The organism is Streptomyces longispororuber (genome assembly GCF_014656095.1).
In the GTDB taxonomy this organism is placed as follows: domain Bacteria; phylum Actinomycetota; class Actinomycetes; order Streptomycetales; family Streptomycetaceae; genus Streptomyces; species Streptomyces longispororuber.
On record NZ_BNBT01000113.1, the window covers coordinates 1 to 15,155 of the forward strand.

Here is a 15,155-nt window from a genome sequence, read left to right on the forward strand (position 1 = left end):
GCCGCCCCCAGCAGCGCCGCGCCGGCCAGGAAGGGCAGCGCCGCGCCCACGGCCACCGCCACCCAGCGCAGCATCGTCACGAACGCGCCCCAGCCGCCCGCGAGGGCGGCGACGACCGTCGGGTCGTCGTCGTCCCCGTCGCCGGGCTTCGCCGCCGGGGACTCGGTGAGGGTCAGTGTGATCGTGGCGAGGGCCGTGCGGTCCTTGAGCGAGGCCTGCCGGGCAAGGAGCGCCTCCAGGTCCGCCTGACGGGTGCTCAGCTCACCCTCCAGGGACACGATGTCGCTGATCTTCGAGGCCTTGTCCATCAGCTCCCGCACCCGCGCCACGCTCGCCCGCTGCGTCCGGATGCGGCTCTCGACGTCCACGACCTCCTCGGTGACGTCCTCGGCCTTGGCGGTGCGCGACACGAGCCTGCCCGCGCCCTCCAGGTCGGACAGGACCTGCGCGTACCGCGCCTGTGGGACGCGCAGCACCAGCCGCGAGCGCTCCCTGCCGCGCCCGTCGCGGTCCGTGGTCTCGTCGCCGACCAGGCCGTCCGCCGCCTCGGCCGCCGCGCGGGCCCGCTCCAGGGCCCGGGGCACGTCCTTGACCCGCACGGTCAGCGACACGGTGCGGATCACGTGCGGGCCCGTCGGCCGGAACTCCCCGGGCCGCCGCGCGGCACGCCCCTCCTGGTTCCCGCCGGGCGCCGCCTTCTTGCCGCCGGGCGCCGCCTCGTCGCCACCGGCGCCGGCGGCACCGTCCCCGCCGTCCCCGCCGTCCCGCTCGGGCCCGCCCTTCCGCTCGGGCGCGGCCGCGGCGCCCGCCGCCTTCGCGTCGTCGCCGCCTCCCGCGTCGTCGCCTCCCGCGCACCCCGCGAGCGGGAGGCCGCCCGCGAGCAGCGCCACGGCCAGGGCGCGGACACCCCGCGCCCGCCGCGCGCCGCTCGCAGCGCCCCTGCCGTCCGTGCCGTCCGTGCCGCTCCTGCCGTCCGTGCGCATGGTCCACCCCCGAGGTCGTCGTGCGTGTGCCCCTACGACGGCGGAGGCGGCCGGGACGTTCGGTGGCGCGGGGCGCCGGACGGTACCGAAGCGGTCGCGGTCCGGTCACGGCCGGGGCCCGTCGGGGCGTGGAGGGCCGTCTGAGACAGTGGGAGGCATGCGCGCAGCGGACACCGGCACGGGTCGGACACACACCGGACACAGGGCTCACGTCGTGGTCGTGGGCGGCGGTATCGCCGGCCTCGCCGCCGCGCACCGGGCCCTCGCCACCGGCGCCGAGGTGACCGTCCTGGAGGCCTCCGGCCGCGTGGGCGGCAAGCTGCTCCCCGGCGAGATCGAGGGCGTCCGCGTCGACCTCGGCGCCGAGTCGATGCTGGCCCGCCGCCCCGAGGCGGTCGCGCTCGCCCAGGAGGCCGGGCTCGCCGACGCGCTCCAGGCACCCGCCACCGCGAGTGCCTCGCTGTGGACCCGCGGCACGCTGCGGCCCATGCCGAAGGGCCACGTCATGGGCGTGCCCGGCTATCCCTCGGCGCTCGCCGGGGTGCTGTCCGAGGACGGCCTGCGCCGCGTCGCCCAGGACGCGGAGCTGCCGCCCACGGAGGTCGGCGAGGACGTCGCCGTGGGCCGGTACGTGGCCGCGCGGGTCGGCCGCGAGGTCGTCGACCGCCTCGTCGAGCCGCTGCTCGGCGGGGTCTACGCCGGGGACGCGTACGAGCTCTCGCTGCGCATGGCCGTGCCGCAGCTCTACGAGGCCGCGCGCGGCCACACCTCGCTGCTCGACGGCGTCCGCGCCATCCAGCGGAAGGCGGCCGCGCGGCAGCAGACCGGGCCGGTGTTCATGGGCATCGCGGGCGGCGTGGGCCGGCTGCCGCTCGCCGTCGCCGACGCGGTCCGCGCGCGCGGCGGCGAGATCCTCCTCGGCCACCCCGTGGACGAGGTGCGCCGCACCGCGACCGGCTGGCAGGTGCGCGCCAAGGACCGGACCCTGACGGCCGACGCGCTGGTCCTCGCCGTGCCCGCCCCGGCCGCCGCCCGGCTGCTCGCCGACGTGGCCCCGGGCGCCGCCGCCGAGCTGCGCTCCGTCGCGTACGCCTCCATGGCGCTGATGACGCTCGCCTACCGGCGCGCCGACGCCGACCTGCCCGAGGGCAGCGGCTTCCTCGTGCCGCCCGTCGACGGCCGCACCATCAAGGCGTCCACGTTCGCCTCCCAGAAGTGGGGCTGGATCGCCGAGGAGAACCCCGACCTGCTCGTCCTGCGCACCTCGGTGGGGCGCCACGGCGAGGAGAAGGACCTGGAGCGGGACGACAGCGAGCTGATCGACGTCTCCCGCGCCGACCTGCGGGACGCCGTCGGCCTCACCGCGGAGCCCGTCGCCACCCGCGTCATGCGCTGGCACGACGGCCTGCCCCAGTACCCCGTCGGCCACCACGCGCGCGTGGCCCGTGTCCGCGCGCACGTGGGCCGCCTGCCCGGTCTCGCCGTGTGCGGGGCGGCGTACGACGGCGTCGGCATCCCCGCCTGCGTCGCGAGCGCGTACGCGGCCGTCGACCAGCTCGGCGGGGACGGCGCAGGGGTGGAGGCGCTCACCGCCCACCCGGTGCAGAGCCTCCACGGGGGCGCGGGACAATAGCCGCATGAGTGACGACGCCCCCGCCAAGATCCCCCACGCCGGCAAGAAGGCCAAGGACCTCAACGAGGTCATCCGCTACACCCTGTGGTCCGTCTTCAAGCTGCGCGACGTCCTGCCCGAGGACCGCGCCGGGTACGCGGACGAGGTCCAGGAGCTGTTCGACAAGCTCGCCGCCCAGGACGTCACCGTCCGCGGCACCTACGACGTCTCGGGCCTGCGCGCCGACGCCGACGTCATGATCTGGTGGCACGCCGAGACGAGCGACCAGCTCCAGACGGCGTACAACCTCTTCCGCCGCACCAGGCTCGGCCGCGCCCTCGAACCGGTGTGGTCGAACATGGCGCTGCACCGGCCCGCCGAGTTCAACAAGTCGCACATCCCGGCGTTCCTCGCCGACGAGACGCCCCGCGACTATGTGAGCGTCTACCCCTTCGTGCGCTCCTACGAGTGGTACCTGCTGCCCGACGAGGACCGCCGCCGCATGCTCGCCGACCACGGCAAGATGGCCCGCGGCTACCCCGACGTCCGCGCCAACACGGTCGCCTCCTTCTCCCTCGGCGACTACGAGTGGCTGCTCGCCTTCGAGGCCGACGAGCTGTACCGCATCGTCGACCTCATGCGCCACCTGCGCGCCTCCGAGGCCCGGATGCACGTCCGCGAGGAGGTGCCGTTCTTCACCGGCCGCCGCAAGTCCGTGGCGGAGCTGGTGGAGGGCCTGGCGTAACGGCGGCTCCGTACGTACGCACGTACGCGCGCGGCGGGCGGGTGCGGTGACCGGGGTGACCGGTCGCCGCGCCCGCCCGCCGCGTTGTCCCAGGAGCCGGGTTCCTCGGGGTCAGAGCGCGCGGGGCAGGGTCATGGCCCGCTCCCGGGGCTCCTGCGCGCGCAGCTCGCGCAGCGGCAGCGGCTCGCGGTGCGGCGCGCACTCCGCGTGCCCGTCGGGCAGGCGGCCCTCCAGGAGGTACGCGTCCACGTGCCGGTTGACGCAGGCGTTCGAGCCGCCCGTGATGCCGTGCGTGCCCGCGTCGCGCTCGGTCACCAGGACCGACCCGTGCAGCCGCTTGTGCAGCTCCCGCGCGCCCGCGTACGGCGTCGCGGCGTCCCGCTCGGCCGCCAGGATCAGCGTCGGCGGCAGCGCGGCCGGGGGCGCCCACACGTCCACCGCGCGCTGCCGCGGTGCGGGCCAGTAGGCGCACGGCAGGTTCATCCAGGCGTTGTCCCAGGTCTCGAACGGCGCGACGCGCGCGAGGTGGGTGTTGTCGCGGTCCCACACCCCGAAGTCGGTGGGCCAGGCCGCGTCGTTGCACTGCACGGCCGTGTACACGGCGTTGCCGTTCTCCTCCTCCCCGGCGGCGCTCGGCTTCGGCCCGGCCTGCTCGACCAGCGGCTTCGGGTCGCCCTTGAGGTACCGCGACAGCGCCGTGGCCCGCATCGGCCAGTAGTCGTCGTAGTACCCGGCCTGGAGGAAGGCCGCGTGCAACTGCTGGGAGCCGACCGTGCCGCCCGCGGGCTCGACGGTCACCGCCGCCCGCACCTTGTCGTACGACTGCTGCACGGCCTGCGGCGTCGTGCCGAGACCGTACGTGCCGTGGTGCTTGGCCACCCAGGTGCGGAAGTCCGCCCAGCGGCGCTCGAACGCGGCGGACTGGGCCAGGTTGTTGCGGTACCAGATCTTGTGCGGGTCCGGGTCGACGGCCGAGTCGAACACCATGCGGCGCACGTGCGAGGGGAACAGCGTCGCGTACACCGCGCCGAAGTACGTGCCGTACGAGGCGCCGAGGAACGTCAGCTTCTCCTCGCCGAGCGCGGCGCGCAGCACGTCCAGGTCGCGGGCGTTGTTGAGGCTCGTGTAGTGCCGCAGCGCGGGGCCGGTCCGCTCGGCGCAGCCGCGCGCGTAGGCCCGCGCCCGCTCGACGCGCTCGCGCTTCTCCGCCGCGTTCGGGTGCACCGGCGCCTGCGAGGGGGCCTTCGTGAACTCCCGCGGGTCCTGGCAGGACAGCGGCGCCGAGCGGCCGACGCCGCGCGGGGCGTAGCCGATGAGGTCGTAGGCCGCCGCGACGCGCCGGAACTCCGGCATCGAGCGCACCAGCGGGAAGTACATCCCGGACGCGCCCGGGCCACCCGGGTTGAACACGAGCGCCCCCTGCCGCGCCACCCGCTTCCCGCCCGCGCGGCCGCTCGCCTCGGCGCGGCTGACGGTCAGCTCGATCTGCTTGCCGTCGGGGCGGGTGTAGTCGAGCGGGACCGTGACCGTGCCGCAGCGCACGGACGGCGGCAGGCCCTCAGCGGCCGGGCAGGCGCCGAAGCGGATGCCGGCTGCCGCGGCGCGCTGGGCGGCGACGGCGGTGCCGCGCTCGTCGTGGCCGTGGCGCGGGGAGCTGTCGGCGGGCGCGGCGACGAGGGCGGTCAGGACCAGGGATCCTACGGTTCCGTACAAGGCGGCTGCGGCTGCTCTCATCGCTTCTGGGTGTCCCTTTCGTGCGGCTGGTCGTGCGGCTGGTCGTGCGGCTCGGGCCAGGGCGCCGCGCGACGCGTCTCAGCGAAAGCGGCTTATATGACGAAAGGGATATTCAGGGCGGTGGCTCGCGAAGTAAAGCACCGGTCGGCCGGTGTCGGCGCAATGACTCCGTTGCCCCGTGGCGCGACCGCGGTCGGCCGACGGCTCCGCTGCCGTCGGCGGATGGCCCCGCCGCCCGGGGGCGCGGTGCGCCGCCGGTCAGCGGTCCCGGTCGTGGGCGGTGCGGTAGCCGTCGAGGTTCGGGTCCCGGTGGGAGAGCGCGGCGCGCAGGGCCGGGTCGCTCAGGGCGCGGACGCCGCGCACGGCCACCGCCGTGAGGTCGTCGCGCGAGGGCAGGGCGCCGAGCAGCCGCTGGCCCGCGGGCGACGCCCAGCGCGAGACCGGCACCTCGAAGCGGGCGATCGCCAGGCAGCTCAGCGTCAGGAACAGCGGCAGCGCGAACCACACCGCGACCGGCACGTCCCCGCCCTGCCCCTGCCCCTGCTGCCCGCCGGGGAGCAGCGTCGCGACCACGCCGAGCGCGGCCACCGCCACCGCGGCGGCCCGCACCTGCCGGGCCGCGCCCGCGATGCCCGACCAGGAGCCGTCCGGCACCGCGAGCCCCGCCGCGACGAGCCGGTCGGCGAGCGCCCGTACCGCCTCGGCGGTGGCCGTCGCCCGGCGCACCGGAGGTATCCGCGACTGCCCGCCGGGCCCGATCGCGCCGAGCACCGACCGCTCCACCTCGTCCCCGCCGACGGGGTCGACGACCGTGGCCCAGCCGGTGTGCGCGAGCAGCAGCCGGCGCCGCCGCGCCATCGACACCAGGGCCACGTCGGCCACGCGGGTGGGACCGCCGGACAGGAACGCCGCCTCGTAGAGCGTGAGCCCGCGGGCCGGGCGCGGGCCCTTGGCCTCGGCGGCCGCGGCGTGGACGGCGGCCAGGCACAGCCGCCCGCAGGACAGGGCGGCGACGGCGCAGGCGAGGAGCAGCAGCGGGACCCAGAACATGCCGGTGTTTCTAAGCGAAGGCCCCGGGGGCGCGCCACCGTGATTCCAGGATGTGGACGCCCGGGGGCCTACGGGCCGGGCCTGGGCCGGGACGCGGCGGGCGGCAGGGTGAAGGTCGGGGTCGGGGTCACCGGGGCGGCGCTGGGGGGTGGGCCGGTCACGGGGCCGGGGGGTGCGGGGGAGCGGGTCGCGGGGCGCGGGCCGGAGGTGGCGGCGTCGCGGGCGAGCCGGTCGAAGTCGACGAGCCCGGTGGCCTCCAGCACCTTGATGTGGTCGAGGACGGTGGTGTTCGCGTCGTCGGCGAGCGCCCGCACCAGCGTGTTGCGGGTGGTGGCGCGCACCTCGGCGACGACGGCGAAGACCTTGCCGTGCGCGAGCCGCAGCACGTTCGCGAACTTCTCGTCGTACGCCGTTCCACGCGCCGCGCTCAGCTCGTCCAGCCAGCGCCGCTGCTGGGCCGTGGGCTGGCTGGGCAGTTCGAGCCGCAGCGCGGCGGCGACCTCGCGGACGCGGGCGTCGAGGAAGGTGTGCCCCTCCACGAGGTGCTCGCCCGCGGTGTGCACGGCCCCGCTGGTGCCGCGCTGCCCGGCCTGCTGCCCGGCGGGCAGCTCCCACAGGCCCGCGAGCCGCACCTTGGTGACGAAGTCCCGGTCGAGCGCCGACAGCGGCCCGTACGCGGTGGGGACGGTCTGCGCGGCGAGTGTGTCGAGGCCGGTGCCGGAGCGGTCCTCGTACGTCCAGACGGGGTAGACCAGCGCGGCCAGCGTCGCGACGAGGGCGACGAGGACGAGCCCGCTGCCGCTGATGATTCCGCTGATTCCGCTGCCGTCGCCGAGCCCGCCGCGGTTGACGAGGGCGCTGCCGCGGGACCGTCCGCCGCGGTTGGTGAGTCCGCCGCCGCGGAAAAGTCCGCCGCGGTGGGTGGTTTCGCTGCCGCTGACCGGCAGCCCGGTGCCGTTGGCGCGTGCGCCGCCACTGAAGGGCCCTGGGCCGTCGAAGGGGCCGGGGCCGTCGGCACGGGGGGATCGGGATCGCATGAAGCCTCCTGTAGCGCCACCGCACGCTAGTGCGCTCCGGTGGGGCGGCGGTGCGATACCGCGGGGAGTACGTCAACGTCCGTACGGGATGGGGGACTCGGGGCGGTCGTGCGCGCCCGTGGGATGGGGGAGGGGCGGCCCGGGGCCGCCCCTCGGGGCGTGGGCGGTCAGTCGCCGCCTCCTCCTCCTCCGCCTCCACCGCCGCACCCGCCGCCCCCGCACCCCGAGCCGCAGCCGCCTCCGCCGTTGCACCCCGAGCCGCCGCCGCAGGAGCCGCTCGTCCGGCAGTCACCGTCCCGGTTCGCGATGCCGCAGCCGCCGCAGCCGGACGTGCCCGCGCACCAGGTGACGGGGTCGCCGTCCCAGGGGGCGCCGTCGTCCGGCTCCGCGCGGGACCCGTGGGACACGGCCGGGCGGTGGCCGGCGCGCAGCCGCCGTGCGGCCGCCAACTCCTGGCGCAGCGCGGTGTCCTGGACCCCCCGCAGGCCGCGTACGGCCACCGCGTGCGCGGCGCCCCGGTCCTCCCGGAGGGTACGGCTGCGGTACAGGTGCAGGGCGAAGCGGCCGCGCGCGGTCGCCCGGTCCCTGGCCACGCGGGAGCAGAGCACGCCGATCCCGCCGCCGAGCAGCACCACGAGGACCAGGTCGAGGTCCGAGAAGGCCGACCCCGACCGCCCGAACGAGGACGTCGAGGCGAGCACCAGGCCGAGCGGCACGCCCGCGACGCACAGCGTCAGGTACGCGGTGGTGCGGCGCCGCCAGGCGCGCAGCGGGCCGGGCGGCACCATCATGCCGCGCGCGGCGAGCGCGTCCCCGAGCGCCTGCACGACCGGGGCGCGCGCCACGGTGGCGCGCAGCCGGTGCAGGGCGCCGTCCGGCGCGGTGGTGTACGCGGCGAGCACCGCACGCTCGACCGGGTGCCGGGCCGCGGCGCCGGGCGTGACGCCGACGAGGCCGGGGTGCGCCACCGTCAGGTGGCCGTCCTCGTGCAGGGCGGCGAGCGCGGCGTCGGCCACCCGGCCGGGGCCGCCCGCCAGGAAGGCCACCTCGTAGATGTCCCGCAGGGCGCCGCGGGACGCGTCCCTGCGGACGGGCCGGAAGCGGCGCCTGGTCGCGGTGACACCGGCCACGACGGCGAGGCACGAGATGGCGACGGCCGCGAGGTAGCAGAGCATCAGGGCCTCTGCGGCGGCGTCGGGCATGGCGGTCTCCAGGAGGCGACCGCGGTGGGCGTGGGCGTGCGAAACCTGGTGCATGGCTGATCCCCCGTGTGCTGTGTGTCCCCCGTGCGCCGCGCGGCGCCCCGGCGCGGAACCCCGGCCGGGGGCGCGGCACGGCCGTTCCGTTCAGCGGTGCGCGTGGCGCCGGCGCAGGGCGAACCGCGCCGCCCGCAGCCAGCGTGCGACCGGCCGCCCCTCCAGGGGCCGGGGCCCCGAGCGGTCGAGCCACCAGCGGGTGAGGCGGCCGCGCGCGTCGGCGTCCTCCGGGCGGCCCGTGAGCAGCAGGTGCTCCGCGAAGGCCAGCGCGTCGCGGCGGTAGCCGTCCGTCATCGGGCGGCGCGCGGCATAGGCGAGGAAGTCCTTCCGGTACGCCGCCCCGAGGATGTCGGGCAGCTCCGGGGCGACCTTCGCCACGACGTCCGCCCGCTTGGCGGCCAGGGCCCGGCCCTGCACGGCGAGGCGCACCCGGTCGAACCCCTCGGGCGCGGGCGTCCCGGCGACGAGCGCCGACAGCAGGGACGTCTGCGCGAGGGCCACGCGCTCCCGGACGGCGGCCTGAGCGAGCACCTCGTCGGCGGCCCCGGCGGGGCCGCGCCCCTGGGCCGGGACCCCGGCGAGCACGGCGGTGGCGGGCACCGCCGCGGCGGCCTCGGCGGCGGCGCCGGTCCCGGCGGGGGCGAGCACCTCGGCGGCGGCCCCGGCGGGCACACGCACCTCGGCGGGCACGGAAACCCCAGCAACGGCCTCCGCGGACACGGAAACCCCTGCAACGGCCTCCGCGGACACGGAAACCCCAGCCAAGGCCTCGGCACGCACGGAAAGCCCGGCCACGGCCCCGGCGGGCCCCCGCACCTCGGCCGCGGCCCCGGCCGGCAAGGACGCCCCGGCCGAAGCCCCGGCGACGGCCCTCCGGACCGTGGTGCGGATCTGCTCCAGCTCCCGCTCCAGCTCCGCGGGCTCGGGGAAGTTCTCGTCCCGCTCCAGGAGCACCCCCGGCGGGGCCGTACGGGACGCGAGTTCGGCGAGGACGTCGAGGACGGCCGGCGGCACCGGGTGCGCGTGGCTGTCGTGCCAGACGCCGTCCCGCTCGAAGCCGCCCGCCACGTGCACGTACGCGAGGGCCTCCACGGGCAGCCCGTCCAGGGCCTTGACGGGGTCCTCGCCGCGGTTGACGTGGTTGGTGTGCAGGTTCGCCACATCGATGAGCAGCCGTACGCCGGTCCGCTCCACCAGCTCGTACAGGAACTGGCCCTCCGTCATCTCCTCGCCGGGCCAGGAGAACAGGGCGGCGATGTTCTCGACGGCGAGCGGCACCGGCAGGGCGTCCTGCGCGGCGCGGACGTTCTCGCACAGCACGGCGAGCGCGTCGCGGGTGCGCGGCACCGGCAGCAGGTGCCCGGCCTCCAGGCGCTGCGAGGCCGTCAGCGGGCCGCCCGCCCGGACGAAGGCGATGTGCTCGGTGACGAGCGGCGCGCCCAGGGCCGTGGCGCGCTCCGCGAGGGCGGCGAGCCGGGCCTCGTCGGGCCGGTCGGCGCCGCCGAGACCCAGGGAGACACCGTGCGGCACGACCGTGACGCCGCGCTCGCGCAGCCGCGCCAGGGAGTCGGGCAGGTGCCCCGGACAGACGTTCTCGGCCACGACCTCGACCCAGTCGATGCCGGTCATGCGCTCCACGGCGTCCGCGATCTCCGGCCGCCAGCCGATCCCCGTACCCAACCGCACCATGGCTCTTCCCCCCGTGTCGTCGTTCCCTCGTGACGCGCCCTCGCATCCTCCTTCGACGCCCGAGTCATCGCCACCGGGAAGCCGCCCGAACCTTCTGATCAGCGGGTTCAGAGCTACATTTGAGGTTCGGGGCGGCCGGTGTCGACCGTGCCGGGCGGCCCGGGGGAGGGCCGCGAGGTGCCGGAGACGTCACCGGTGGGGCCGGCGGGCGAGGGCTCCGGCGGCCGGTCGCCGCCGGGCGGGGGCGGCCCGGTCGGGCTGGCCGTGGAGGTCGCGGCGTTGCCGTTGGCGATCGCGTCGAAGTCGACGTACCCGGTGCCTTCGAGCATGGTGATGTGGTCGAGGACGGTCTGGTTGGCGTCCGAGGCGAGCTGTCGCACCAGGCTGTTGCGAGTGCTGTCGCGGACCTGCGCGACCAGGCCGAACACCTTGCCGTGCGCGACGCGCAGCAGGTTCGCGAACTTGCGCTGGTACGTCTCGCCGCGGGCCTCCGTCAGCTCCCGCAGCCAGCCGCTCTGCTGCTCGGTGGGCTGGTTGGGCAGCTCGACGCCGAGCTGCGCGGCGACGCCCCGTACGCGCTGGTCGAGGTCGGTGTGGCCGACGACGAGGTGGTCACCGGCGTCCTTGACGGCCTTGGTGGGGGCGCGCTCCACGGCCTGCTGCCCCGCCGGTATCTCCCACAGCCCCGCGAGCCGCACCTTCACGAGGAAGTCCCGGTCGGTGGCCGACAGGGGCCCCCAGCGCGTCGCGACGCTCCCGGCGGCGAGGTTCGCCTCGCCGGTCCCGGAGCGGTCGGCGTACGACCACACGGGGAAGGCGAGGGCGCCGACGGTGACGACGAGCGCCGCGATGATCAGAGCCGTGCCGTTGATGTGCCTGACGGGCATGGTGCGCCGCAAAGTCCCTCCCGGGCCGCAACAGAACCGCTGACCAAGCCACTTGGTGGTACGGGAAGGTACGACAGGGACGGGGGAGCCGTTCAGGACCGGACACGTCTGTGACGGGAGTCACGCCGGGGGAGGGGTGCGCCGGGGCGGTCACCGGGCTCGTCCGCGCCGCGCGGGGCGCCGGAGCCTGTCGTCGTCCGTGGGCGCGGGGAAGCGAGCCGTGCCGCCGCCTGGCGCCCGAGTCCGTGTCACACCCTGTGTGGCGGCGGCCCCGGATGCCGTCGGGCACTCCCGGTGCACGGCCCTGTCCGTCATCAGCGAGGCGAGCCGCGGGCCCCCGTACGGCAGGGGGCTGTACGGCGGCCCGCCCGGAGCGGGGGGCTGTACGGCGGCCCGCCCGGAGCGGGTCGCGCCCCCGAAACGGGCCTCGGGGACCGTGCCTCAGGGCCTCCGCCCCCGCGTCACGGCCTCCGGCCGCCCGGCAGTGGGCAGAAGCGGCGGCCTCCCTCGGCCACCACCGTCTCCCCCGGGGCGATCTCCGTGAAGCCCGCGTCCCGCACCACCGGCAGGCCGCTCGCGACCAGGTCGCGCCACCGCGCGGGGGTCGCGGTCCGTACCGACAGGGGGTACCCGGCCTCCCGCCACGCCGCCCGGTCCGGCGCCGCCAGCTCCCACCAGGCGAGCTGGGCGCCGTGCCCGGCCTGGGCCATGGACTTGCCCGCCGACATCGTCACCCCGGGATTGAGCCACAGGACCGGCGCGTCGGGGTCCGGGTCGAGCGGCGGCTCCGGGTCCTCCAGCTCCGTGCCCGACACCTGGAGGCGGGCCAGGTCCTTGGGCCAGCCGTCCAGCGGCACCGGCGGGTAGACGCGGACCTCGGCCGACGTGCCCGTGACGGTGATGCCGTCGAGCCCCTCCGCCCGGCGCCACTCGGCGCCGCGCGCCCGGCGCACCACCTTGCGGATGCGGGCGTCCTGCCAGTCCCGCACCGCCTCCGCCCAGGCACCCTCGCCCTGGGAGCGCTCGTTGCCGAGGAGCGTCAGGACCGCCCGGGCCGCCGTCTCCAGGGCGTCCGTACGGGCCGGGGGAGCGGCACGCTCGATCCGGACCACCAGCGGCAGCACGAACTGCGGGGCCTCGTCACGCGGCATCCGCTCGGTCCGGAAGGGGCTGTCGGCCTGGGGTTCGTAAGCGCTCACCCGCCCATTCTGCCAGGGCGTTGATCGTCTTCCCGGGGCGTGCGCGAGGATACGGCGCATGGCACGGACAGGACGGGCAGGACGGACGGGACGGACAGGGCCCGCGGACGGCGACCTGGCGATACGGCTCGACGGCGCCGGACGCCGGTACGGACTCCGCCGCCCCTGGGTGCTGCGCGAGGTCACCCTGGGGGTGCGCGCCGCCACCCTGACCCGCGTCGAGGGCGCCAACGGCACCGGCAAGTCGACGCTCCTGCGGCTCCTCGCCCGGATCGACGCCCCCTCCGAGGGCCGTGTCACCGGCCGCCCGCGCACGGCGTACGTCCCCGAGCGCTTCCCGCCGTCCCTGCCGTTCACCGCCGTCGGCTACCTCACGCACATGGGCCGCGTGCACGGCCTCACCGGCGCGGCCGCGGCCCGGCGCGCGCACGCGTGGCTGGAGCGCCTCGGCGCGGCGGGACACGCGCACACGCCGCTGCCGGACCTGTCCAAGGGCACCAGCCAGAAGGTGGCCGTGGCCCAGGCGCTGCTCGCCGACCCCGAACTGCTCGTCCTCGACGAGGCCTGGACGGGTCTGGACGCCGCCGCCCGGGACATCCTCGACCGCGCCGTCGCCGAGCGCGTGGCCGCGGGGTCGGCCGTCGCCTTCGTCGACCACGACCCGCACCGGCTCGCCGGGTACGCCGACGTGACGTACGCGATCTCCGGGACGCGCGTGACCCGCCGCACGGGGGAGGCGGACGCGGCCCCGCGGGCCACGGGCCGGACCGTGGTCGTCGAGGTGCGCGGCCCGCACGGCGCGGAGCTGCCCCCGGGCCTGCCCGGGACGGCCGGACCGGGCCCCGAGCCGGACACCCACCGCCTGGTCGTCGCGGACCTGCACTCCGACCTGGTCCTGCGGGAGCTCCTGACGGCCAGCCCGCCCTGGCACGTTATGTCCGTACGCCCCGGAGAGGCGGGGGACCGATGATGGCCGCCCTGGTGCGCTACCGGACGGCCCTGCTGCTGCGCTCCCAGCGCTGGCTCGCGCCCGTCATCCTGTACGCGGTGTTCCTCGCCGTCGGCGTGCAGGGCGGGCAGCCCGTCCTCGACTCGCTCGCGTACGCGGCGGCGGCCCTGCTGCCCGTCACCGCGTGGCTGGTGCGGATCTGCGTCACCGTCGAGCCCGCCGGGGCCCGCGGGTGCACGGCGGCCGCGGCCGGCCCGCGCCGCGCGCACCTCGCCGGCCTGCTCACCGCCTTCCTCGCCGCGGGCGCCCTCGGCGCGGCGGCCACCGTGGCCGTCGCCGTCATCAGCGACGCCGCGAGCACCGACCACCAGACCGCGGTGGCGCGCGGGCCCGCCGCCGTGGCGGGGCTGCTCGCGATGCTGGTCAGCGCCCTCGTGGGCACGGCCGTCGGCGCGCTCACCAGCCGGCCCGTGCTGCGGTCGACGGCGCACGCCGTGCCCGCGCTGCTGCTCGCCGCGCTCCTCGCGCTCGTGACCACCGGTTCTCCGGCCAAGGCCGCCCTCACCGACCTGACGCGCGGCTCGCGCGACGGGGTGGTGCCGCTGCCGGTCGGTGCGCCGGCCGCGGCCCTCGCCGTGGCCGTGGCGGCGGTCGCCGCAGCCTGCTGGGTGAGCGCGCGCCGGGCGTGAGCCGCAGGGGCATGCGCGCCGGGCGTGAGCCGTCAGGGCACGCGCCCTGGTCGCCCGCCCTGCCTCAGCCCGAGCAGGCCGTCCGCTGGGCCTCCTGCCACGCGCAGACCGGGCACAGCGTGACGCCCTTGTGCGCCTCCGGGTACTCCGTGGGCTCCTGGCACAGCACGCACGCCGCGAAGGGGCCCTCGTCCGTGGTCCCGGGGCCGCCGGTGACCGCCTCGCGCTCGGGCGCGGGGCCGGGGGCGCAGTACGTACCGTCGTCGTCCGCCATGTCCACCAGCCTAGCTCCGGGCGCGCGCGGCCCCGATCTGGTCCGAGACCTTGACGAAGTGGAAGCCGCGCTTGCGCAGCTCCGGCACGATCGCCCGGACCGCGCGCTCCGTCGTCGGGGCCGCGCTGCGCGTGCAGTGCATGACCACCACCGACCCGGGGCCCACGCCCTCCAGGACCTGCCGCGCCACCGCGTCCGGGTCCGTGGCGAAGGCGTCGCCGCTGACCACGTCCCACTGCACCGCCGTGACGCCGCTGGGCGCCAGGGCGCGCAGCGCCGCCTGGTCGTAGCAGCCGCCGGGGAAGCGGAAGTACGGGACCGGGCGCGGGACGCCCGCCCGGCGGAAGGCGGCGAACGCGCGGTCCACGTCGGCGCGCACGCGGTCCGCGGGCAGGTGGGGCAGGCCGTAGCAGTCGGCCGTGAAGGCGTAGTGGCTGTAGGAGTGGTTGGCCACCTCGAAGAGCTTGTCGCGGCCGATCGCCCGGGCCTGGTCCGGGTACTCCTCGGCCCAGCGGCCCGTCATGAAGAACGTCGCCGGGACCTTCAGCTCGCGCAGGGTGTCCACGAGGGCCGGGTTGTCGAAGCGCTCCCCCGCAGCGGCGCGGGGACCCTGGTCGGCGGTCATGTCGGCGTCGAAGGTGAGCGCGACGGTGGGGCGCCCGGGGATGCCGGGCCCGCTCGCGAACACCGGGGTCAGGCCCTGCGGACCCGGGGCGAGCGTGGGCACGGCGGACTGCCGGTCGGGCTTGCCGGACGCCTTGGGGGCGGGGGCGGGGCCGCCGGAGCAGGCGGTGAGCGCGAGGGTCGTGAGGCCGAGGGCCGTCCACCTCTGGATACGAGAGATCACGGGGGGAGGTATAGACGGATATGCGGTAAATCATGTAAGCGGTGCGGGCGGTTACTCCCTTGCGGGGACCACGCGGGAGCCTTGCGGGGACCACGCGGGAGCCTGTGCGGCCTCGGGGGCCGCACGGGGCCTTGCCGAGGGCTTGCGGCGGGCTTGCGGGGCGGTGCTGGCCCCCGCGGAGCCCGGCGGCGGCCTCGGGCGGCG

14 protein-coding genes are annotated in these 15,155 nt (G+C 76.9%); 4 read left to right on the top strand and 10 right to left on the bottom strand.

Features of this window, described 5'->3' with window-relative positions; translation table 11 throughout:
- On the bottom strand, nt 1-983 hold a 983-nt coding region (locus IE330_RS27440; protein ID WP_190138821.1), incomplete at its 3' end, for a DUF4349 domain-containing protein.
- Nucleotides 984-1,140: 157 nt separating this feature from the next.
- Between IE330_RS27440 and hemG the strand changes: the two genes are divergently transcribed.
- Nucleotides 1,141-2,616 (top strand): protoporphyrinogen oxidase, encoded by a 1,476-nt coding sequence (hemG, locus tag IE330_RS27445; RefSeq protein WP_190138822.1) that lies wholly within the window; start codon nt 1,141-1,143, stop codon nt 2,614-2,616.
- Between the two features lie 4 nt (nt 2,617-2,620).
- Nucleotides 2,621-3,340, top strand: coding sequence for a hydrogen peroxide-dependent heme synthase (hemQ, locus tag IE330_RS27450; RefSeq protein ID WP_190138823.1), 720 nt, complete (start codon nt 2,621-2,623; stop codon nt 3,338-3,340).
- A gap of 111 nt (nt 3,341-3,451) precedes the next feature.
- Here the strand turns inward: hemQ and IE330_RS27455 are convergent, their stop codons facing one another.
- The 7 genes from IE330_RS27455 to IE330_RS27485 all read right to left on the bottom strand — a co-directional run bounded on the left by IE330_RS27455 (nt 3,452) and on the right by IE330_RS27485 (nt 12,144).
- Nucleotides 3,452-5,074, bottom strand: a complete 1,623-nt coding sequence (locus tag IE330_RS27455) for an alpha/beta hydrolase (protein ID WP_190138824.1) — start codon at nt 5,072-5,074, stop codon at nt 3,452-3,454.
- 258 nt (nt 5,075-5,332) lie between these two features.
- Nucleotides 5,333-6,124: a TIGR04222 domain-containing membrane protein gene (locus IE330_RS27460; protein WP_190138825.1), complete on the bottom strand. Its 792-nt coding sequence runs from the start codon at nt 6,122-6,124 to the stop codon at nt 5,333-5,335.
- Nucleotides 6,125-6,192: 68 nt separating this feature from the next.
- Nucleotides 6,193-6,942 carry a DUF4142 domain-containing protein gene (locus IE330_RS27465; protein WP_190138842.1) on the bottom strand — a complete coding sequence of 250 codons (750 nt, stop codon included), beginning with the start codon at nt 6,940-6,942 and terminating at the stop codon, nt 6,193-6,195.
- Between the two features lie 386 nt (nt 6,943-7,328).
- Entirely contained in the window at nt 7,329-8,417 is a 1,089-nt protein-coding gene (locus IE330_RS27470; protein WP_190138826.1) for a TIGR04222 domain-containing membrane protein, read from the bottom strand.
- Between the two features lie 90 nt (nt 8,418-8,507).
- Nucleotides 8,508-10,106 (bottom strand): MbnB/TglH/ChrH family RiPP precursor modification enzyme, encoded by a 1,599-nt coding sequence (locus tag IE330_RS27475; RefSeq protein ID WP_190138827.1) that lies wholly within the window; start codon nt 10,104-10,106, stop codon nt 8,508-8,510.
- A gap of 113 nt (nt 10,107-10,219) precedes the next feature.
- The gene (locus tag IE330_RS27480; RefSeq protein ID WP_190138828.1) at nt 10,220-10,993 is read right to left on the bottom strand and encodes a DUF4142 domain-containing protein; all 774 of its coding nucleotides are present in this window, start codon (nt 10,991-10,993) and stop codon (nt 10,220-10,222) included.
- Between the two features lie 461 nt (nt 10,994-11,454).
- Nucleotides 11,455-12,144, bottom strand: a complete 690-nt coding sequence (locus tag IE330_RS27485; RefSeq protein ID WP_229925970.1) for an aminoacyl-tRNA hydrolase — start codon at nt 12,142-12,144, stop codon at nt 11,455-11,457.
- A gap of 106 nt (nt 12,145-12,250) precedes the next feature.
- On the opposite strand from IE330_RS27485, the gene IE330_RS27490 reads away from it, so the two are divergent.
- Both IE330_RS27490 and IE330_RS27495 read left to right on the top strand, forming a co-directional pair.
- Nucleotides 12,251-13,162: an ABC transporter ATP-binding protein gene (locus IE330_RS27490; protein ID WP_190138830.1), complete on the top strand. Its 912-nt coding sequence runs from the start codon at nt 12,251-12,253 to the stop codon at nt 13,160-13,162.
- Entirely contained in the window at nt 13,162-13,830 is a 669-nt protein-coding gene (locus IE330_RS27495) for an ABC transporter (RefSeq protein WP_190138843.1), read from the top strand. The genes IE330_RS27490 and IE330_RS27495 overlap by 1 nt, the downstream gene beginning before the upstream one ends.
- 64 nt (nt 13,831-13,894) lie before the next feature.
- Here IE330_RS27495 and IE330_RS27500 read toward each other — a convergent pair whose 3' ends face one another.
- Both IE330_RS27500 and IE330_RS27505 read right to left on the bottom strand, forming a co-directional pair.
- Nucleotides 13,895-14,104, bottom strand: a complete 210-nt coding sequence (locus tag IE330_RS27500; protein WP_190138845.1) for a hypothetical protein — start codon at nt 14,102-14,104, stop codon at nt 13,895-13,897.
- A 10-nt stretch (nt 14,105-14,114) separates the two neighbouring features.
- Complete coding sequence (locus IE330_RS27505; RefSeq protein WP_190138831.1) at nt 14,115-14,951, bottom strand: polysaccharide deacetylase family protein; 837 nt, start codon at nt 14,949-14,951, stop codon at nt 14,115-14,117.
- Nucleotides 14,952-15,155 lie beyond the last annotated feature (204 nt).

Coding starts and splice junctions, on each gene's coding strand:
- IE330_RS27490 (WP_190138830.1), top strand. CDS start 12,251: ATGGCACGGACAGGACGGGCAGGACGGACGGGACGGACAGGGCCCGCG.
- IE330_RS27495 (WP_190138843.1), top strand. CDS start 13,162: ATGGCCGCCCTGGTGCGCTACCGGACGGCCCTGCTGCTGCGCTCCCAG.
- IE330_RS27480 (WP_190138828.1), bottom strand. CDS start 10,993: ATGCCCGTCAGGCACATCAACGGCACGGCTCTGATCATCGCGGCGCTC.
- IE330_RS27475 (WP_190138827.1), bottom strand. CDS start 10,106: ATGGTGCGGTTGGGTACGGGGATCGGCTGGCGGCCGGAGATCGCGGAC.
- hemQ (WP_190138823.1), top strand. CDS start 2,621: ATGAGTGACGACGCCCCCGCCAAGATCCCCCACGCCGGCAAGAAGGCC.
- IE330_RS27500 (WP_190138845.1), bottom strand. CDS start 14,104: ATGGCGGACGACGACGGTACGTACTGCGCCCCCGGCCCCGCGCCCGAG.
- hemG (WP_190138822.1), top strand. CDS start 1,141: ATGCGCGCAGCGGACACCGGCACGGGTCGGACACACACCGGACACAGG.
- IE330_RS27460 (WP_190138825.1), bottom strand. CDS start 6,124: ATGTTCTGGGTCCCGCTGCTGCTCCTCGCCTGCGCCGTCGCCGCCCTG.
- IE330_RS27470 (WP_190138826.1), bottom strand. CDS start 8,417: ATGCACCAGGTTTCGCACGCCCACGCCCACCGCGGTCGCCTCCTGGAG.
- IE330_RS27485 (WP_229925970.1), bottom strand. CDS start 12,144: ATGCCGCGTGACGAGGCCCCGCAGTTCGTGCTGCCGCTGGTGGTCCGG.
- IE330_RS27455 (WP_190138824.1), bottom strand. CDS start 5,074: ATGAGAGCAGCCGCAGCCGCCTTGTACGGAACCGTAGGATCCCTGGTC.